Source organism: Vibrio navarrensis, from assembly GCF_015767675.1.
GTDB lineage: Bacteria > Pseudomonadota > Gammaproteobacteria > Enterobacterales > Vibrionaceae > Vibrio.
This window is the reverse complement of sequence record NZ_CP065218.1, coordinates 272,078-292,566: the sequence shown is the minus strand read 5'-3', so window position 1 is coordinate 292,566 and position 20,489 is coordinate 272,078. Positions and strand designations below refer to the sequence as shown.

At 45.8% G+C, this 20,489-nt stretch carries 15 protein-coding genes; 14 read left to right on the top strand and 1 reads right to left on the bottom strand.

The annotated features are described in order from the left end of the window. The first annotated feature begins 496 nt into the window (after positions 1 to 496). From I3X05_RS18055 to I3X05_RS18035, 5 genes are all read left to right on the top strand, one after another. Complete coding sequence (locus I3X05_RS18055) at positions 497 to 1,102, top strand: NBR1-Ig-like domain-containing protein (RefSeq protein ID WP_082069794.1); 606 nt, start codon at positions 497 to 499, stop codon at positions 1,100 to 1,102. A 55-nt stretch (positions 1,103 to 1,157) separates the two neighbouring features. Continuing rightward, positions 1,158 to 3,197, top strand: a complete 2,040-nt coding sequence (locus tag I3X05_RS18050; RefSeq protein ID WP_193186938.1) for a TonB-dependent receptor — start codon at positions 1,158 to 1,160, stop codon at positions 3,195 to 3,197. A gap of 262 nt (positions 3,198 to 3,459) precedes the next feature. Continuing rightward, a complete protein-coding gene (locus I3X05_RS18045; RefSeq protein WP_337971374.1) occupies positions 3,460 to 4,257 on the top strand; it encodes a helix-turn-helix transcriptional regulator in 798 nt (265 codons plus the stop codon). Positions 4,258 to 4,451: 194 nt separating this feature from the next. After that, the gene (locus I3X05_RS18040; protein WP_193167770.1) at positions 4,452 to 5,432 is read left to right on the top strand and encodes an autotransporter outer membrane beta-barrel domain-containing protein; all 981 of its coding nucleotides are present in this window, start codon (positions 4,452 to 4,454) and stop codon (positions 5,430 to 5,432) included. A 37-nt stretch (positions 5,433 to 5,469) separates the two neighbouring features. Then, on the top strand, positions 5,470 to 9,120 hold the full coding sequence (locus I3X05_RS18035; RefSeq protein WP_337971373.1) for a leucine-rich repeat domain-containing protein: 3,651 nt from the start codon (positions 5,470 to 5,472) through the stop codon (positions 9,118 to 9,120). Between the two features lie 66 nt (positions 9,121 to 9,186). Here the strand turns inward: I3X05_RS18035 and I3X05_RS18030 are convergent, their stop codons facing one another. Beyond that, entirely contained in the window at positions 9,187 to 10,662 is a 1,476-nt protein-coding gene (locus I3X05_RS18030; protein ID WP_337971372.1) for a histidine kinase N-terminal 7TM domain-containing diguanylate cyclase, read from the bottom strand. Between the two features lie 369 nt (positions 10,663 to 11,031). Between I3X05_RS18030 and I3X05_RS18025 the strand changes: the two genes are divergently transcribed. From I3X05_RS18025 to I3X05_RS17985, 9 genes are all read left to right on the top strand, one after another. Continuing rightward, complete coding sequence (locus I3X05_RS18025) at positions 11,032 to 12,420, top strand: DUF1566 domain-containing protein (protein ID WP_337971371.1); 1,389 nt, start codon at positions 11,032 to 11,034, stop codon at positions 12,418 to 12,420. A gap of 134 nt (positions 12,421 to 12,554) precedes the next feature. Then, positions 12,555 to 13,091, top strand: a complete 537-nt coding sequence (locus I3X05_RS18020) for a DUF1566 domain-containing protein (RefSeq protein WP_045572110.1) — start codon at positions 12,555 to 12,557, stop codon at positions 13,089 to 13,091. Positions 13,092 to 13,256: 165 nt separating this feature from the next. Continuing rightward, positions 13,257 to 13,703: a hypothetical protein gene (locus I3X05_RS18015; protein ID WP_337971370.1), complete on the top strand. Its 447-nt coding sequence runs from the start codon at positions 13,257 to 13,259 to the stop codon at positions 13,701 to 13,703. Positions 13,704 to 13,713: 10 nt separating this feature from the next. Beyond that, positions 13,714 to 16,317 (top strand): hypothetical protein, encoded by a 2,604-nt coding sequence (locus I3X05_RS18010; protein ID WP_337971369.1) that lies wholly within the window; start codon positions 13,714 to 13,716, stop codon positions 16,315 to 16,317. A 188-nt stretch (positions 16,318 to 16,505) separates the two neighbouring features. Next, positions 16,506 to 16,646: a hypothetical protein gene (locus tag I3X05_RS18005; protein ID WP_171816770.1), complete on the top strand. Its 141-nt coding sequence runs from the start codon at positions 16,506 to 16,508 to the stop codon at positions 16,644 to 16,646. Between the two features lie 324 nt (positions 16,647 to 16,970). Beyond that, the gene (locus tag I3X05_RS18000; protein WP_226972461.1) at positions 16,971 to 18,017 is read left to right on the top strand and encodes a hypothetical protein; all 1,047 of its coding nucleotides are present in this window, start codon (positions 16,971 to 16,973) and stop codon (positions 18,015 to 18,017) included. After that, entirely contained in the window at positions 18,014 to 18,424 is a 411-nt protein-coding gene (locus I3X05_RS17995; protein WP_045572114.1) for a hypothetical protein, read from the top strand. Before I3X05_RS18000 ends, I3X05_RS17995 begins: the two co-directional genes overlap by 4 nt. After that, positions 18,424 to 19,497, top strand: coding sequence for a hypothetical protein (locus I3X05_RS17990; protein ID WP_045572115.1), 1,074 nt, complete (start codon positions 18,424 to 18,426; stop codon positions 19,495 to 19,497). Before I3X05_RS17995 ends, I3X05_RS17990 begins: the two co-directional genes overlap by 1 nt. Next, the gene (locus I3X05_RS17985) at positions 19,490 to 20,452 is read left to right on the top strand and encodes an ATP-binding protein (protein ID WP_045572116.1); all 963 of its coding nucleotides are present in this window, start codon (positions 19,490 to 19,492) and stop codon (positions 20,450 to 20,452) included. Before I3X05_RS17990 ends, I3X05_RS17985 begins: the two co-directional genes overlap by 8 nt. Positions 20,453 to 20,489 lie beyond the last annotated feature (37 nt).

Here is a 20,489-nt window from a genome sequence, read left to right as displayed (position 1 = left end):
GAATTGGTGAGGAATTAATCATATTGTCAACATGATGTCGAAAACAATAATAAAGAGGAGATTGGATATGCATCATGAAATGATTCAACCTACACACTTTGGCGTAATCGGTCGTACTTGTCTCTTGTCTCTGATTATTGTTGTCAGCGTCATGAGCCTGATTTAAGTCGGCGAAAGCTGTCCTTTACTCTAATAAAGTAAAATAGATACTAAAAGAGCGCTACCCTGGTAGCGCTCTTTTCGTTGAATGCTCTTTTTTAAACAGCGATTAGAGCGGGCTGTTGTTTGATTGGGCTAGTGGTGAAAGAGGTAGTTTGAAAACGTTACGTTATATTTATGTGGGAAATTAGTTCAAAATGCTGTTATATCTTTGAATTTCAATATCGTAGCTCATCTCGTTTCATATTAATGACATAATGAATTCGTGTGTTTTTTGTCTTGTTAATAAATTATATGAATATTATTATCCAGATAAATTACACGGTTGTTAGTAAGAATGGAACAAAGTCATTTTAACGCATTTTTGTGTATGCTCATTGATGAGTCTGGGCTTAGCAAAACCGAACTGGCAAATAGAGCGGGTATTTCTCGCTCCAGTCTCTACAATTTTATAAGTGGTGATGTGGGAGAGTGTAAACTCTCCACTTTAGTTGCTATCTCAGCAGCGCTGCGCGTTCACCCACTGGAAGTGATTCAGCCTTATCTGCGTTTAGCTAAAAGTCCTGGTAACCGAGAACTGGGAACCGAGTTTGTTGAGGACGTTACCTATCCAGACTACTCGATCGTGATGCCCAATCAAAGATTCACTAAGATTTGGTCTGTGTTCAATTCAGGAGCAACAGCTTGGCAAGATCTCTATCTCAGCTGTCAAGATGAACCCATGGTTCAAGGTGATCATACCGTCGGTCTTCAACCCGTCGAGAGTATCGTGCCCATCCCTTATACACCAGCCAATCAGCGAGTTGAGATAGCTGTTGAACTCATTGCACCATCGCTGCCCTGCACTGTGATGTCGGAGTGGAAAACAATCGATGCTCATGGAAACTTAGTTTTCCCCAACAAAAGCCCTTTATATTGTTTGGTGAAAGTCTGTACATTTTAGCCGTCATTTAACTCACTCCAACTACGTTTTGATTATGGCAATAGCAAGGAAGTATATGGCCAGCCAAACTGCTTATATTCAATATGAGATCACACGCCCTGTGATATGTATGCCCGCCGCTATTGTGCTGGCAGTTATATCAGGAGCCGCGTTTTCTGCACAGACGTCGGTACCGTATCCACAAGAAACTTTGGTTGTGTATGCTGATAGGGAAAGTTCAAGCATTGAGTCGAGTAGCAACGAATATGTGCAAACAAAGCAGATTTGGTCTAGTGATGTCGCTCCGAACTTTGCTGAAGAGAGCTTTCAAGCACTCAGCGTTTACACCCCTAATGTTCAACCCGATAGACTGGGTGCGGGCACTGGGGAAGATTATCGTATTCGAGGATTTAACTCCGCCGGTCGCTTAATGCTTGACGGTGTTCTGGATAATCAAAGCTACTACATAAGAGACAGTGCAACCTATGAGTCAGTTGAGGTAATAAAAGGCCAGAATAGTGTTCTCTATGGAGCAGGCTCTCCGGGTGGGACTATCAACTTCATTGGTAAGAAGCCAAGTTTCACGCCGCATAGTGAGTTGACGTTAGCGGCAGGAAACAGCGATTATCGCCGTATGATACTGGATAGTACTGGTCCATTTAGTGGGCAGTTCGCCTATCGTGCCGTCGTAGCCGCTAGCCATCGTGAAAGTTGGAAGCAAAACGTGTCGCAGAGTCCGCTGACCCTACTTACAGGTTTAAGTTGGCAAAATGAACATCATTTACTGACGGCAATATGGGAGTTTAGTGATCATGACTACCCTTATGACTTCGATAATGTGTATGCCAATGGTGCTCCGGTTTACGATGTTTCATACGTTCATCCTGCAACAAACGCCCAGCATCGCTACCAGCGCTGGGAGCTGCAAGCGTCAAGCGAGCTATCGGAGGATTGGCAGTTAGACGCAATAGTTCGCTCAATTCACGGAACGCGCAAAGAGCGACAAGTTGGCTTTTACTACCTTGTTAGTGACGATAAGCCCTTAGTTGGTTTTTATCAAAAAGTGGACGAAACATTTAGTCAGTTGACGGGCCAAATTAGTCTGACAACGCAAAAGAAGTGGTTTGGCTATAACCAAGAATGGGTACTCGGTATCAGTCACCATCAAACCGAGAGCAAAGGGAGCAATCAACGAGCGATAGGCCAATTTTCCCTTGATATTTATCAACCTGATTTTAACTTTCCACTTCCTACTCAAACCACCAACCGAGAAACACAGTTAGATTGGCAAGAGTCCGCAATTTCTATTCAACAACGTATTGAATTAACCAATGACCTTTTCTGGGCATTGGGTGGGCGTTGGAGTGATTATCAACTCACTAATCAACGCAACGGTATTACATTGGGTGCAAGTGAAAACAAGCATCTAAGTTATGCCACTGGCTTCGAATGGGCTTTATCTACACAACATGCGGCTCGACTCAGCTATACGCAATCTTGGTTGCCGAATAGCGGTCAGGATAGGCAAGGCTCGTTTTACCAACCAAGTCGTGGTGAGCAGTGGGAGCTCGGTTGGAAATGGCAAGCGCAGCACAATTGGCTAGATATCGCGCTCTTCGACATTACTCAATCGCACTTATTAGTGCGTGATCCGACAGATCCGAGCTATTACTTGCTCGCGGGAGAGAAGCAAGCCAAAGGTGCCGAGATAACGGCTTTAGTCGCATTCTCACCCAAATGGGAGCTCTACCTAATGAGCAGTTGGCTAGATAACCAAATAACGAACAGTGACCGATACCAAGGCAAAGAGATGCCAGGAGTTCCTGAGCGACAACATGCAGCACTACTGACCTATTTGCCCAACGATCAGTGGCGATTCCAATTGGGGGTAAATCACCAACCCGAACGATATGGTGATGCGTCCAACAGCTTCAAAGTAGATGGTTTCACACGTTGGGACCTACAGATAGAGTGGCAGATATTTGCCAATACTCAATTGCGATTTACGATGCAAAACCTCACCGATGAAAAGTACGTTTCTTACATAGCAGGGCAAGACTTTGTTCGTTTTGGTGAGCCGCGTCAATGTCGGCTGATAGGGCAGTATCAGTGGTAATTCGATGATACCCAAATCATTATTTATCGTTAAAGTGTGATCAGCTAGGGGAAAGTGTCCAACACATTGGACATTGGCTTTGTTAGTTTAAATGCGGGAAACATGGAAGCACTATCACGGAAAGTCTTTCATTCATTATTAACAGCGTCAGTAAGTGTCAGAGAAAAAAGCAGAGGCATTGTACCTCTGAGACTCTGTTGCCGTAGCATTTCGGCCTTAAACAGACACGCTTAAATTTGGCTAGTGTAGAAAAGGAATGGTTATGATCAGCGCATGGTTATGGGCCATAGTCTGGACGGTATTAGGAGTGGCGTTAGCTCTATCCATTCCGAACTTAGAGCGAAAACTCGTTGTTCAAACGTCATGCCGACTTAAACTTCGAGCCCCCTTCCTTCGTCAGGGCCTTTATAGTCAGATGAGTGCTGGTAAAGATCATCCCATCCCATCATTCTCCTTAACGGATCCTTCCTTATCTGGCGAAACGCTACTACCTGATCTCGAAACCGACAGTCGACCATTGGTCGTTGTGCTAGAGCCTTGCCCCGATAAGTTGGCACAATTAACCGAGACCTTATCCAGTGACTTTCGTTTGATTGTCTCCCGTACCAGCACACAGGCTGAGTTAGCTATAAAACAGCAGTCGGCTGAGTTTTTCGTTGTGTGTGCTCAAGAGTTGGCCGTGGAGCCACATCTTAATGATGTTCCGCTGAGCAGCACTGATGAAGCATGGCAAGATGAAACAGAGCGCTTCCAGCAACAACTACAACAACAAACAGAAGAATTACTGTCCCAGCATCAGTTGACGGTTGAAAATTTGGCCCAAAATATGGTCATGAGCGTGCGCAGTTTACAGAGAAAAACTCAGAAATATTATGGTGTAAGCTGTAGCGAGTACATCAAAAGCATCCAATTCATGATCGCACAAAAACAGCTTGAACAAGGTGCAAGTGTCAAACAGGCCGCCATAAATGCAGGTTTCCTTTGTCCAAACCACTTTAGCCGTCAGTTTAAGCGTCACTTTGGCTTCACTCCTTCACAGTTTCGCGCGCAGCAAACTTAATAGCATCAGCTGCTATTGATGCCAAAAGCATTAGCACTAACACGCCAAACACTAGCACAAACGCGACAACTGTCTTCATTCAAGCTATTTGAAGCGCTAACTTGCTATTCAAAGCACTCTCAAATCTTCGTGGTTTGCGATTCGCATTTGCGTTTTACCAAAGATTTATTTTCAAGTCGAACTTAGGGATAAACATGCAGTTAAATCATTCACTCGTGACCGTTGGTACGGTTGCTGCCATAACGTTTAGTGGTTTCTCTAGTGCGCAGCCAGACGATCATGGTTCTTTTAGCGAAGTAAGCGTGGGTTTTGAGCGTATTAGTTACAGTGAGGAATTAGGCGATGTAGCCGGTATGGGCAAGTTGACTCAATCCATCGCTGTGATTAACCCAGCCATCCGCCAACTCTCTTACACTGGAATAAATCAACAGTGGGGCATCTATATTCAGAGCGCCAGTACGTTGGCCACCGACATTGAAACTGAATATTGGGAAATTGGTGAGTTTGGACGTGTGCAGCAGAACGCGTTTAAAACCAAAGCCAATGAACTGGGTTTTAAGTTGGCCTATCACCAAACATCGCAGTTGCAGTGGCTGATGGGAGGACGCTTTTACACTAACAGTTTTACGCGTTCCAACTTCGCCTTTGTTGATCCCGGTGCGAGCCGTTTTGATCAAGCGTTGATCGATCTGCCTCGGAACGAAGGTGATGATGTACCGCGTTTCAACTTGCCTGGGCAAAATGTCACCGACGCTGACACACCACAATCCAATAATCCTGACCACTTGGTGCCAGTCATCTCCGTGTCAGAAGATCATATGGGGGTGATTTTATTGGCAGGTATACGCTATGACACTCAGTTTGGTGCTGAAAAGAACAGTTCATGGAGCTGGTTTTCTGAGGCGGAATTAAGTGTCGATGCCTATTCACAAACGCAAAATACCCAGTTTGAAACGCTGACTCTTAAAGACTACTTCAATGGTTATGGGCTGAGTGGAAAACTTGGCGTGCGATACAACCTGCTTGAGCATATTGCCGTGCTGGCGAGTGTTGATGGTTATGTAAAACAACGTGATGAAATTATCAGCCACTTGTCGAGTGGGCGGCGTATTCGCGTACCGGAAGTCACTTACTCCAACCTTGCGTTCACTATTGGCTTGCAATGGCGCTACTAGATTAAATCACAACAACTTCAGTTGCTAAGGATAGAAGATGAAAATGACCTCTCAGTTACTTTGGCGCAGCATATGGCTTTTGTTTGCCGCTCTTTGGCTTTCGGCTTGTGGCGGAGGCGGTGAAAGTCAGCCAACGCCGCCTGCTGTGGTGCTAAAACCCGTACAAAACGCGGCAATTAGTCTGCAATTTGAAGCGCCTGAGCGAATCAATAGCGAAGGTACGCTAGCGATTTCTCTTAACGCTTTTAGTCAAGAGCAAGGTGTGTTGCAAATTGCTTGGACGCTGCCGGAAGGTTTTACTCGACTGCCTAGCGATGACGACAGTGAAGGGAAAATCTCGATAAAAGCGCCTAAAGTGACGCAAGATACGAATTACCAAATGGCTGTTGAGATCAAAGACAGCAAGGATAATCTCGCGCGTCATGTGCATCAAATCCGCGTATTGCGTCGCGTATCAACGGTGACCATAACGGGCATGGTGACGGATACAGTCATTGCTAACGCTAAGGTGACGGCCATGCTCGGTAGCACCACACTTGGTAGCACTCAAGCCGATGAGAATGGTATGTATAGCATGAATCTCACCCTTGACGAAAATACGGGTTTAACTCAGCCAGTGGTTCTCAAAGCGAGTGGTGAATCAGCACTGGATTTCGTTCAATTTGAGTCGGTCATTCCATCGCTTAACAGTCTGATTGCCCAGAGTGAGCAGACTTCCTCAGATCAGGTCACGATTGATACCTCTGTCGATTTCGGCGTTAACATTACCAACGTCACCAGTGCGGTCAGCTCCTTACTACCTCAAACCACATTGGAGAGCGACCAGTCGCTCAATCAAGCACTGCTTTCTATTGACACAGCTGAAGTATTACGCCGTGCGACTTTGATTAAGCTTTTGGTGGATAAACCCGCCGAGTATCCGTTACCTGAAGGGGTGAATGATACAGTCGCGTTTTTGCAAGATAGCCAAGCGAAACAGCAAATTGAAGAGCAAGCTACAGCTAACGGAAATACGGATTTTGATGATACACAGAAACAGATTTTAGAAGATAAACAACTAGTCAGTGACAATGCCAAGCTGGCTGCTGCTGAGTATATTGTGCAATTAGACCATGATGCTTTTGCTTTGCATCTTAATGCCGATGGCACAGGTCAAATTCATGCCTACACCAGCAGCAATATCACTTGGAGTTATGCAAACCGCATTCACACCATTACGGTCGCCAACCCGGTTGAAACATACCGAGATGAAGACGGATGGCTGAAGCGACTGAAAAAAATTGAATTACAGGTGATCAACCAAAGTAACGGACGGGCAATGGCGAACATCACCCGTGTGTTTGATCGTATCCATAATGCTTCGCTTGAAGATGAGCTAACGTTAGTGGACGATGCCATCGTGATAAATAACCGGAATACTTTATTGGTTCCTTATCAGACCCTACTCGGTGACTGGCAGATTAGTGAAGATATCTATCAAGGCGAAACGTTCAATGTACGTCTTAATGAACACGGCAGCAGCTACGATTATGCAGAACAGTCAAACGGGAGTTGGCAATTGGCGAATAATCGCCTGTTAATGCCGTATAACGAGAATGGCCAGCCCTCAACAACTGAGATTTGGTTTACAACACTCTTGGGTGAAGTTGGCGAACAAAGCAGTGAGAGTTTCCCAACTTATCGATTTTTCGCGATCGATCGTTATGACGATGGCTCAAACTTAAAAGTCATTTACGGCACCTTTACTAAATTAATGGAGTCGCCATCTCAGCCCGATACCCGCCCTTTGTCGCAGCAAGCGGAGATCCAAGATCCAACTTTAGCGCAATGTTTAGATGAGAGTGGTTTTAGCAATCTGTCTTCGATAAAAGATTTATATTGTGCTGATTCAGATCTGCAATCGATCAGCAGCTTACAAGGATTAAGTAATTTAACCGGACTTGAAAAATTGCACTTAGGTTATTTACAACCTACAAGTCTTTCATCAAGCGATTTTCCATCATCGATCAGAGAGCTAACGATTCATAACTCAAAGTTATATAGCGTTGATCTTCATAGTTTAGAGCAATTACGTGTATTGAATATTAGGAACACAGTGATTGACGCTATTGACTTTGCATCGCTAACACAATTGACGGAATTATACCTACCAGATAATCCCAATTTACTTTCGCAGAGTGCTCTGAGTGCTTTAACCAACCTAGAACGATTGGATCTTAATGGCAATCAATTGACTGAAATTGATCTCAAAGGCTTAAACCAATTGACTCATCTTTTTGTTAGCAATAATCAGTTAACAGCATTGGATTTAGCCCATAATCTGAACCTAAAAGAAGTCTATGCATGGGAAAATAACTTGATTTCTATTGATGTTCGCCATTTGGAACAATTGGAACATTTGATAATAGGTGGGAATCAGATATCACAGATAGATGTGACAAATAACGTCTTGTTAAAAAGTATAAATGTGTTTGATAATAATATTTCTGCCATTGACATTAGCAACCTAGCGCAGCTGGAATACTTTAATGTTGATAAAAATCAGTTGACCAGTTTGGACGTGAGTAATAATGTAAACTTACTTTGGTTATATGCTGAGTCCAATCAACTAATGTCACTCGATATTAGAAATTTAAACCACGTAATCGATGTCAGAATTGGTAGCAATCAGCTGTCCGAATTGGATTTGACTCATAATCTGAACCTAAAAGAAGTCTATGCATGGGAAAATAACTTGGTTTCCATTGATGTTCGCCATTTGGAACAATTGGAATATTTAATACTGGGTGGAAATAAGTTATCTCAAATCGATGTGGCCAACAATGTTTTTCTTAAAGGCCTAAACGTTGCTAATAATAATTTAGCCGATGTTGACGTGAGCAAGCTAAACAAGCTGGAATACCTTAATGTTGGTGGGAACCAGTTAACTAGTTTGAATGTAAGCAATAACTCAGTACTAATAGAACTCTATGTATTTGAGAATAAACTATCTAGCTTCGATCTCAGTAGCAACGATAAACTGGAGAATTTCTTTGCTCTTAATAATCAATTGACATCACTAGATATCAGTAGTTTACCAGAGCTTCGTTCACTGAATGTCGACGGCAATCAGCTAGCCAGTTTAGATCTGAGTAACAATCCAAAACTGTACTTTTTGTCCGTTTCCGATAATCAATTTACTTCATTGGATGTCAAACTCTTGCCAGAACTTCAATGGCTCCAAGTAGGTCTCAATCAACTCACCGGTTTGGACCTTAGTAATAATCCTAAAGTTCGTCACCTAAATGCGAACGAAAACAAACTTACCTCATTGAATATCAGTCACTTGTCAGAACTATCATCACTTGACGTGATGGGTAATCAACTTACCCATTTAGATATTAGTCAAAACCCAATGCTGTATTGGTTATCTGTTGCTTTTAACCAATTAACAGAGTTCAACGTTGATCACCTGCGTGATCTTGAGTTCCTACAAGTACAGGGTAATCAACTCACAAATTTGGATCTTATCAATAAAACAAAACTACTAAACGTAAATGCTTCCTCTAACCAGCTCACCACGATTTCCGGTATAGAAGAGTTAAACGTAAACGCATTTATTGACTTAACCAATAATCCCTTTGCGTTAGAGTTTGAAGCTTACCTCAGAGACTTACAAAACCAAGGCTATAGCAATTTATACTTCTAAATTTGTCGGCTCACTACCTTCCCATCCGCTGTTTGGCGGCTGGGAAGGCGTTCAGTCAGTTTATATTTAAACTCGGCTGGTTTTGCTCTGCGTCTGTTTGTTGGTTTTCTCTTCACGTAAGCGATCAAACAGGCGCATCATTACATAACGATGGCTTTCCGGTGGTTGGTACTCCACCTGTGCGAAAGTAATATCGTTGACCAATGAATACTCCATTTTGGCTTTAATGGTTTGGCAATTTTCTACCAACTGAGTTGGGTCAGCCTCTTTTACCAGCCATACAAACCGATCGCCATATAAACGCGCTAATTCGCTGTGTGGTGGCTTGAAATGTTCAAGATGACGGGCAAAGTTTTGCAAAAGATGATTGCCAATCAACTCGCCTCGGCCATCGCTCACATCGCGAAACCGAACTAAATCCCAAATCACCACAGAAAAAGACTCGTTTTGGTCGATTGCAGCGGACAAACGTTGCTGCCAAGCAGCATAATTGAGACATCCAGTTAGACTATCGCGCTCAGCGTGATGCTGTAACTGGGTGATCATTGCTTGTTGCTCGCTCACATCTCGCAGTACGAGAATCAATCCTTGTGCAGGCGTATTGGCATGAATTTGCAGCGGTGTCACGATGACCTGGTAAGTCGACTCGCCGATCCGAAGTGCAATTGGCGCTTGAGCTTTGGTTTGCTGTTCCATCCAATCGCTTATGACGTCAGGGGGCGGTAAACCGAGACGCTTCGGGTTTAATTCAGAAAACAGAAGGATTGCTTGTGGATTGAAATCGATCAATTGATCTTGCTCGTCTAACACGAGGACCGCATCAGGGAGAGCATCAAACAATCGATGACGAGCTACGGGGGCGAGCAACAAGAATTGATGACCAAATATGCCGTAGGCAAAGAACAGACCAATAATCCCGCCGCTAAATACCGTAAGATCTAAACCGTTAGGTGCCCAGCCTAGAACAAACAAGCCGTAGCTTATCCAACTGAAAATCATGCCGATTAACAAGCTCAAATTCTGCGCTTGGAAAAAGCGTGGGGCCTGCCACATTCGAGTCAGCATAATCAAGGTAGCCAACAAGGCGCAAAGATGGGTATAAACGATATAGAGCTGGTAGACCAACCCAAATTGCAAATCGCCAATAGTCAGTGAGTTGACCATTCGTACGGAGAGATAATTAATACCTAACTGATGAATTTGTGTTGTCCATTGGACTAACAGAACCAAACTGCTGATGGCTAAGACACTGTTACGCAGCCAAGCCGGGGGAGGACTAGGATTTTGATAGCTGAGCGCCATTAACAACACACAACTAGGAATAAACGCCGCACCAATAAAAATAAAGTCGAGCCAATATCGCGCCCACTCGACATGACCACTGGCCAACTCAAGCGCGTAGCCCAGTGCTTGAATCGCGTAGCCCATCAGTACTGCCGCAAACCAAATACTGACTGCCTGATAGCGATACCGCAGCGAGTAAACGGCCAATCCACCGCAGCCGAAAGCAATTAAAATCAGCAGCCAACTGTAAATCGTCAAGTGTTCATCCTGATCATCATCCTGAATATCGAGCGATTTTACCTAGCTTAATCGGCAGTGCAAAGCATGCGAGCTGATGAGAGCGACTAAATTGCCAAAGCGATCATACTGCGTAGCAGCCAACTCAATATCTTCCCTTTTCCTGAACACTCGTGAGTTTGTGCAGAAAGATCTGGATAAACGCGCCAACCACTAGCACAAACACGCCAACGAGCTTGATGAGGATTTATAAACTCTTTATTTTTCAGTGGTTAGCGTATTTAACTGATTTGCTCTATAGAAATTCGCGTCGTCCGTCAGATCAATCCATTTGGTGGGCATCCAATACGCCTTTTTGCTGCGAGCAAAAGCAAAAATAGGGAAATAGTCGTGATTCAACTGAAAATAAATCATGCGAAAGTGCTTATTAGCACCTTGTTAGTTACCGCACTCATCGGTTGCGGCGGCGGTGAAAGTGGTGGGGATGACAGTGGACAAAATAGCGGTGAACCGCAAGTGGGGCAGCGTGTTGTAGTCCGCACGGAAACATCAGTTGGAGGCGCGGTGATACCTGAAAGTGCCTCTGTTGAGTTGGGTAAAAAGACTGTCTTTACCGTTCTACCTGATGCTGGCTTTAAAGTCGATACGGTAGTGGGGTGTGATAGCGCAATCGAAGGGTACAGCATCACCATTTTAAATGTTACTCAGGCCTGTACTGTCAATGTTACCTTTAGCCAGTTGCCTGCCGTGACCGATGTTCGACTCAGTAAAGGCCCCAGCAGCTTGTTACTCGATTGGCCAGCGGTGGAAGGCGCTACCAGTTACCATGTGTATTATGCGCGTGAACCGGGCATCGAGCCCGACAGTTACGCCAGCAAAGCCGATGGCACTTGGTTGCAAAATGTGCAGCCACCGATTCGCATCAGTAACTTAACCCCACACGTATGGCATGTTGTGGTTACCGCGGTGCATCCTGAGGGAGAAAGTGCCCCCAGTGGCGAAATCAACGCGTTTGCCGCCACCCAACCACTCAACGACACCGGCATCGATTGGTGCGCTAATGCTGTTTATACCACCAGTGAAGGCCCTGTGCCCGAAGGTGGCATACCCAGTAACGATTTAGATTGCAGTGTCGCGCAAGACCCACAAGGCATTGCGCTTCCCGATGGTCAAGATGGCCACTTTGGTCGTGATGCCCAAGCATTAGCTGCTAAATTGCCCAAAGTCGGTGATGGTGATGGCGGTTTTGACTTTACCAAGCTGGATGCCAACGGCGATGAATTAGCCGCCAGTGCCAGAAATTGGAGCTGCGTGCGCGATAACGTCACTGGCCTGATTTGGGAAGTCAAACAACCCGCTGGCTGGAATGGACTGCGCGATGCTACGTATAGCTACACTTGGTACAACCCCGATAACAGCACCAATGGCGGTAATGCCGGCAAGCAAAGCCGTAGCAACTGCGGAAGCAGTAAATGCAATACTCAAGCCTTTGTTAATGCGGTTAATAACCAAGGGTTCTGTGGTGCCAGCGATTGGCGACTGCCCTCAGTAAATGAGTTACTCAGCATTGTTCATAGTGGGCGAACTCTACCCGCGATAGAGCAAAGCTATTTCCCACATACACCGACGCATTACAGTCCGCTTGGTGCGTATTGGTCGTCTTCGCCCTATGCCAACGCCAGTGGCGAGGCGTGGGTCGTAACCTTCGGCCTTGGTAAGGTCTTTAGCGGCAGTAAGGAACACAGCGCCCTCGTCCGTTTGGTGCGAGCCGGACAATAATAGATTTTTGGAAAATAAGGAGAGATGATGCGAAAACGTGCTCAGTTGCCTAACGGGCGCTGCGCATCCTCTTCCATTGTGCGGCGGTTGGTTGCCCGCCGCAGTGACACGTTTTGCGATAAAGGATAGATATTATGCGGACAATCAATCATCACTGGCCACGGGTTTTGGTGTTATTGCCGTTACTGCTGGGCGTGAATGCCTATGCCAGCAGCTTATGTGCAGGTAGAGAAAATGGGGCTATCACCGCCATCACGCCAAACACGGATTTTAGCGATAACGGTGATGGCACTGTTACCCACCATACCACCGGGCTTATCTGGCAGCGCTGCAGTCTTGGGCAAAGCTGGGATGGCACCGATTGCACCGGTAATGCCACTCGCTTTACATGGGCGGAGGCTTTAGCTACCGGCGCGCAACATACCTTGGCAGGATTCAGCGATTGGCGCTTGCCGAACAAAAACGAGCTGGCTTCAATTGTTGAATACCGCTGCTTTGGTCCTGCAATTAATAACCAACAGTTTCCCAATACGTCAGGTTGGTATTGGTCGTCTTCGCCCGATGCCGATAACAGTGGTTACGCGTGGTTCGTCAACTTTGTCTCTGGTGACGTCTTCTCCAGGGGTAAAGCAACAAGCAACGTCGTCCGTTTGGTGCGAGCCGAGCAGTGATTGGCTTTTGGTGCTTTTGCTTAGGTAGAGCGTGGGACTCGTCATATCAATGTGACTGAAAATCTTTATGGTTTTTAAAACCGAAAATAACTGCTCATATAATTGGTTATATTCCAATTTTTATGTAGTAGAGATTGCTTTTAATCTTATTTTTATGGAGTTGAAATGAAAAAAATTATTACTTTTTTATCTTTGGTTTTGTCTGTCAACAGTAGTTTAGCTAACACCATGGCAAATACCGCTCCCCCTGCTCTTGAACTCGAAAAATTAGAGCAAAAAGAGGAGCGTTACCAAGATTTACTTTCGGCAGCAGATAGAAATGACATCTATGCAGATACCTCACGTTGGAGTTCCTATGTTGTAGGGGGTGGCAGTTTTATATATGCCCTAGCTACATTAGAAGAAACAAGAGGTGGTGATTATGAGTTTAGTGAAAATGGTCAGATAGCTCTGTATGCTGGGCTTGCAGTCTTTGCTGTTGGTTATTTCGTGGGGCAGTACTTTGACAATCAAGCCTCCAGCCTACGTTCTGAAGCGAGCAACATTTCTCAGGGCTTAAGTTACATCCCTGAGAATAATGAGTTTGTTTATACCGTTACTTTTAAGTTTTGAGGTGATTTCCGTGGCTAAGAGAATCAGCTATTTACTGTTATTTTTGCTATTGGGTTGTGCTGGACAGCTGTCCAATACAGAGCACTTGCAGCATGGCTATCAATCCTTGTCTGAAAATAAATTAGATAGTGCTCAAAGCCACTTTGAGCAATCATTAAAAGGATATGAAGCATCGGGTGTGAGTATCGGCCAGTTTTATGCACTGACTGCACTAGGTGAACTTGAATTAGCCAAAGATCAACCTCAATCAGCAATAGAATATTTTCGTAATGCCTCAGAGTTTGAAGTGAATAACCGGCTTAGTTTGGACGTTTCAATTAAGTCTCGTCATAAAGCAAAAGAGCGAGAGGCATATTATCAATTATCAAAAGCAAAGAACGATGCATCCATCTACCATCAATATCTTTCACAGCAAGACCCAGATGAATATTCAAAGTTATTAATAAATGAACTGACTAGACTGACCAATGCAAAAGACGTAGAGGGATTAGAAGAGTTTTCCGAAGTAACGAAAGGAAGCTACTTCTCTCGGCAAGCACTGTTTTCAGTGTTGGAGATTGAATATGAAAAATTGGATACTCAAAATATCGCTCAACTGAGAGATTTTATTCAGAAATATAACGATAAAAAAGTAAATACTTTGATCTCTGAACCTAAATTGGTTCGGGAAACAAACTTATACGACTCTCCGCAGTTTACAAATGTTAAGGCTCGTCTTACCCCAGTGATGCAATTGATGGTGATCGAGAGTAACTCCGATGCATTATGGGTAACGTTAGAGAACCAACAGCATGGTTGGGTAATGAGTAAAGATGTAACGTTGGCGACCAGTAAAGAGCAACAGATACGATATCAATCAATTACTGCATCCAGTAAAGAGGCGATTCGCACGATCTTATATAAAGACGCGATGCATTCTAAAGATACGGCAGTATTAGTCAGTTACTTAGGGCAATACAAAGCGCACAGCTCTGCATCAGACGTGAAGAATCGACTAGTTGGTCTTTATAGAGAACAGAAAAGTGTGCAAGGTTATCGCAATGCGTTTAAATGGTCTGGTGATTCGAACGATTTATCTTCCGAGTACGTGTTGATCAAAGGTGAAGACGCACTTTTAGAATTTGTAAAGCTCTACTCGCCTGCGGTCGCGTTACCTGTTGTGTATTCGGCAAAGAGTGAACTGATCGGTTTATATCGTTCGAAACAAACAGTGTCGGGTTTCCAAAACGCGTACCTTTGGTCAAAGGAAAATGGCGATTTGAAATCTGAACTGGCCCTATTGACCTCAGAAGAGCAGTTGATTGCTTTCTCTAAACGTAATACTAAAAATTCGGAAATTTCAGCCTTGGCCAAGGTGAAATTACTGTCGCTGTACAGAACGCAGAATACGTACGCATCTTTGAAGAAAGCATACGATTTGTCCGGCGAAAAACAGGACCTCGCCAGCATTTCAAAGATACTGACTTCAGAAAACGACTATGAAAAATATCTAAAGGATTTTGCTAAGACGAAATATCAAGACGTATACCAACAGACCAAAGAGACCTATGTTGCTTTGTTAAGAGACAAGGGGCAATTTTTAGCACAATTCCGAGCGTATCAATTAACGTTGTTACCAAGTGATGGTCAAAAGTCACAGCAGTTGGCCAAAACAACTGAACACCATAAGACTTTGGAGGCTTTTGCCTTTGAATCAATCAAAAACAAAGATGGGCTGTTTAGGCTCGAGTTGACAGACTTAGATTCTTCCGTTGATGGCCGAAAAATATCGCGTTGGGGTTTGGCTTCTGAGTATTCTTACGAAGTTAACGCGACCGCCAGCGTTGGTTACCAATTGAGGTTAGGGAGCAATGCGACTTTTATCCCCGAGTATCATGATTTTAATGTGGTGATTGAGTTTTCATTCAATCTACCACTGGAAAAGGAAGTAAAAGCAAAGCTTTTCGGAACGTCCACTACCAAACCACACATTAGTTTGGAACAGGTCGTGAGTTCGAGATTGAGTTCAGACAATGCAACGGCTCGGAATGCTGTAAGGTTTGGCGCATTTCAGACTGCGTATTTTGATCGCGGGACGCTAGGTGGATACACAGCGGTGTATCCCGATGGTGTAGCGAAAATATCAGCAGAAATTAAATCAGTGTCACTTGTTGCCGCAAAAGAACCGAAAGCCAAAGGTACCCAAAAGCTAGCTTTCAGCGCGTTTGCACAACTACCATCGGCGCCAAGGCAATCAGCATCAATGTACTCTGTAGTCACCAAAACAGGCGAGCTCTACAATCAGTTCATTGGTGAAGATACCAAGCGTATGGAATCGCGGCGTTATGCGAGTACAGATGCAGTAGATACTGCGACAACGGCTGTTGCTACTACGGCTGCAGCAGGCGCCGTGGCTAAATCAAATACAGTTGCTTCAAATCAACGAGGAGTAAAGCGCGTTGTTTCGAATGGCAAAGTAATGGGGGCCGCTTCGTATCGTGTGGAATGTACCCAAGGTTCTGACCATATCATCTACTTCTGGGATGGTGAGTGGAACCATGGTTTTCTGGGTCGTATGGGATTAAATAACTTGTCTCAAAGTGAGATTGAAAAGTATGTTTGTACAAAACTATAGCGTTCGACCTGTGATGAAAACGCAAATACCTTACAACCTAATCTCTGGTTAATTGCGCACACTTATAAGAAAGGATTGCAGTAGACACCATACTTTAGCAGATCTACTCACACAACCTACTACCGCCCCGCGCTATCTGGGTTTTGGCCAAACCCAGATAGCGGGGCGTTTAAGAAGCACGCTACCCCGTGGCGCAACAAACCAGCGAAGAATTGTTGCTGCAAATCCTACTTTCACTGCCCCAGCAAGGCTTTACGCCCGCGCAAAACCAACAGGTGCTGCAACAAGTGTGTGAACTGCCAAAGATTTGGCCGACAAACTGCCGATAGAACTGTGCCTACGCTGGCGCGAACTGGCACGAATGACGTTGCAACAACATCAGTTGTTAGAAAAGTTGCCGTTAGAGAAAGACTATCAAGAACATTGACGAAGGCAGTAAACAATAATGCAATTTGATGATGCAACGCAGTGATTAACTTTATCAATAGCAAGTATGTTAGTGATTATTGAACGTGATTTATAAATGGCGCTTGGTGCGAGCCGGACAGTGATTGGTTTTTTGGCAGTGCGCCTTTGTGGCGCACTTTAGGGTATAAAAATAAGAGTAGGCACGGATGCCGCAATGGAAGCAAACAAAAAGGCTTGGGTTCGTTATGCAGGGTATAGGGTTACTCAGCGCTGTGGTTTATGCGCTGAGCATGCCAGAGCGTGATGTGGCAATGGCTACGGACAGCGACCCTTTATCTCCTATGCCTGTGCCTTATTATTTAAACCTTGAACAGGGCGAGTATGCCCGCCTCATCCCTCGGGCGCAGAAACAGTATGCGCTGGCACTGTGCCAAGGTGAAGACGATTGGCCCTTGCCTTATCTCGCTTACGATAACCAGCTATTGCAAGAAGTGCTGCAAAAGCAGAATGAGTTTTCCCAGCAGGCTTATCTGCAAAGCCGCCTTGCACTGCTGAACGAACGCTTTCGTTTTAAGCAGGAGCGGCCATTTTTACGTGGCGAGTTGCAAACGCTCTTGCAACGCAGCACTGCAGAGCAAAGCATCACCTTTAGTGCTTGGCTGAAAAAACGTATGGCAAAACAGCTTGAACAGTTTCAGCAATTGGATCATCAGCTAAAAGTGAGCCAGCCTTGGTGGCCGTGGGCAGATTGGCCAAGTGAACAGCACTGCTTGCAATGGGCGAAGCGGGTCAAGAATGATGGCTCCCTCACGGCTGTGCCGATCTACCTTACCGACAATGGCAGCGGCAAAGGCATTGTTATTGATGACTTTTTTGCTCTGCTGTTAGAGCACCAAATCGATCAATACCTTGCGCGTGGTGATGTGCAAAGTGCCGCCAAGGTGTGGCCGCAGGTGATCCGATTTGAACTGCTCGATGCCCGCATATGGCAAGACAACATCATCGCGCATATCGATGAGTATTTGGGCTTTATCACACTGTTTGGTTTAGATAAAACCGAGGCCATAGCGTACGCCGAAGCGAAGTTGCAACAAATCGACGATATTGATTATTACCCTGACGATAAAGCCATCATGCAGCGCAGCGTACAGTATTTGCGGCAACAGGCTGCGCTAGAGCCTCAGTTGAGTGCCATTTCAGGCAAAAATCAACATCGTTTGCGCTGTTATCAAGGTAAAGCACCTTGCCTAACCGTGTGGCAGTTGTACTCACAGCAGGAATGGCAGCCATGATGTTACCTCGCACACTCTTTACCCTGTTACGCACGCAGTCCGATTCGTTGGCGCAACTTCGATTAGTGATGAGCTTAACCTTACGCACGCTGCTGTGGCATTTGTTGCTGGTACTTTGCCACCTCACTTTTATGACCATCTGGCTCAAACAGTTTACCTTGCCCCTGTATTGGTTGGTGTTGCTAATACTGCTATTTGGGTTAAATGGGGCATGGGCGATGTGGAAGCACTACTACCCGCCGCGCAAGTTGTGGGCAGTGCAAGGGGTGGGGATCGCCATGATGGTGGCGACCATTCCAATCAATCCTGACTATTTTATTGTGCCGTACCTGCTGAGCCTTGCCTGCATGCACTATCGCTGCCAAGGCTGCATTGAGCTGGTGAATCCAAGCCGAGGGAATGGGTGATGGAGCATATTGACCGCTTGGAGCTCTTGTATCAACTTAACCGCTACCAACAACTGCTTGATGAAACGCAGCGCCAACTCGCCAGTGATCATACCGATGTGGCGGCAGCGCTTTACCATTTGTTAGCACTCTATAGCCAACAAGCCTTTGATGAGGTGGATCAAGCGGCGCAGCGGCTGCAAAGCCAATGCCATTCACACAGTTTTTTCTGGCTCATTAAAACCCAAATCGCGCTGCGTCTCAATCGGCTAACACAAGCAGAGCAGTGTGCTCAACGCGCGTTATCGTTGGCGTATCATGATGCCGACAACCACGATAATCTTGCGCAGGTGATGCTCCATCAGCAGCAGATTGGCAAAGCGCAGTTCCATTTGCTTGAAGCGCTGTCGCTCGACCCTTGGCATCGCGAAGCGCGGCTGCATCTTGCGCAGTTGTATGGCTCGCTCTGTTTGCGCCCTGATTTAGCCAAAACCCTCTTGCGTGAGCATCTACAGCACCAGCCACAAGATGCCTTCGCGCTGGAGTTGTTGGCGCAATACAGTACCTCCCCTTGGCAAAAGCAGCGCCTGTTGCAGCAAATTTTACGCTTTGATCCCCTCAACCACGAAGTGGCACAGCAACTCAATCAACAGGTGCGTCGCCAGATCCAAGCGGGGCTCGCGTATGCCGTGTTGGCGCTGCTCGGCATCACGACCCACCTATGGCCGTATTTAGCCAGCGAAGATCTCTTGGGTGGGATCAGGGTAGGGTTACTGTTGGTCAGTTTTGCCCTTACCGTTTGGGTATTTAGCTGGGATGAGAGGATCCCCGCGCTTGGCCTTATGCTGCTGATGTTAACGCAGGTTTTTCCGCCGCAAGAGTGGGATCTCATCACTTTCTTAATCAGTGGCGGGATTGCCGCAGTATTAACGCTGAACGCTTATTGGCTAAGTCGCTTACTGGCTTGGCTGCAACATAAACTCACCGCCCACTCACCAAGCCAATGTTGGCAGGTTTGCAGAGCCAGTTGGAAAGTGTGGAAAGCCAAAGGTTGGCGCGGATTGACGAATACCAAGGAAACCCCCGATGAATGAACAAGCCGAGCCGCTACCCGCGGACAACTCGCCCCCGACAGCGCGCCACTTTAGCCCGCTGAGTAGCAAATATTTCGTTGATTTTTCACACGTTGGCGGTTTGGATGAGCTAAAACAGCAAGCAAGAATGAAAATTATCGAGCCCTTTAAAAACCCTGCGCTGTTTAAACGTTTTAACAAATCCGCAGGCGGAGGTTTGCTGCTTTACGGGCCGCCGGGCTGCGGAAAAACCTACTTTGCTCGCGCCATCGCGGGTGAGTGTCACGCCGCGTTTTTCAACGTCAGCATCGACGATATTTTGGATATGTACCTTGGTAACAGTGAGAAAAATATCCAAGCCCTGTTTGCGACGGCGCGAGCCCACAAACCGGCAGTGATTTTTATTGATGAAATTGATGCCCTCGGCCGCAAGCGCGAGCTGCTGCGCCACACCTCACTGACCACCACCATCAACCACTTTCTGGCAGAGTTGGATGGCGTAGAAAGCGACAATGAAAACCTATTGGTGATTGGCGCAACCAACGCACCGTGGGATGTGGATTCCGCCTTTCGTCGCCCGGGGCGTTTTGATCTCACCTTATTTGTAAGCCCGCCAGATGCCAAAGCGCGGCAAGATATTTTGCAACGTTTACTCGCTGATTTACCGATTGAACCGCTCGACTACCGCCAGCTTGCTGAGCTTAGTGAGGGGCATTCCGGTGCGGATCTTAAAGGCTGGGTCGATGCCGTGAGTGAGCAAGTGATAGAGCAAATTCTGCGCACCGGACAAGACAGCACCATCACCATGGCCGATCTCAGCGAGCACATTCGCCAGCGTCAGCCAAGCACTCTAGAGTGGTTTGAATCGGCCAAGCAGGTCGTGGAATACGCCAATCACAGCGGCGTATTTGATGAACTAGCCCGTTATCTAGAGCAACACCCCACCGGCAAAAAACGCCGCATGGGATTTTTTTAAACAGGATCACATTAAGCAGAGAGAAGCCATGCCATTT

Coding starts and splice junctions, on each gene's coding strand:
- I3X05_RS18015 (WP_337971370.1), top strand. CDS start 13,257: ATGAAAAAAATTATTACTTTTTTATCTTTGGTTTTGTCTGTCAACAGT.
- I3X05_RS18040 (WP_193167770.1), top strand. CDS start 4,452: ATGCAGTTAAATCATTCACTCGTGACCGTTGGTACGGTTGCTGCCATA.
- I3X05_RS18020 (WP_045572110.1), top strand. CDS start 12,555: ATGCGGACAATCAATCATCACTGGCCACGGGTTTTGGTGTTATTGCCG.
- I3X05_RS18045 (WP_337971374.1), top strand. CDS start 3,460: ATGATCAGCGCATGGTTATGGGCCATAGTCTGGACGGTATTAGGAGTG.
- I3X05_RS17985 (WP_045572116.1), top strand. CDS start 19,490: ATGAATGAACAAGCCGAGCCGCTACCCGCGGACAACTCGCCCCCGACA.
- I3X05_RS18000 (WP_226972461.1), top strand. CDS start 16,971: ATGCAGGGTATAGGGTTACTCAGCGCTGTGGTTTATGCGCTGAGCATG.
- I3X05_RS17995 (WP_045572114.1), top strand. CDS start 18,014: ATGATGTTACCTCGCACACTCTTTACCCTGTTACGCACGCAGTCCGAT.
- I3X05_RS18055 (WP_082069794.1), top strand. CDS start 497: ATGGAACAAAGTCATTTTAACGCATTTTTGTGTATGCTCATTGATGAG.
- I3X05_RS17990 (WP_045572115.1), top strand. CDS start 18,424: ATGGAGCATATTGACCGCTTGGAGCTCTTGTATCAACTTAACCGCTAC.
- I3X05_RS18035 (WP_337971373.1), top strand. CDS start 5,470: ATGAAAATGACCTCTCAGTTACTTTGGCGCAGCATATGGCTTTTGTTT.
- I3X05_RS18050 (WP_193186938.1), top strand. CDS start 1,158: ATGGCCAGCCAAACTGCTTATATTCAATATGAGATCACACGCCCTGTG.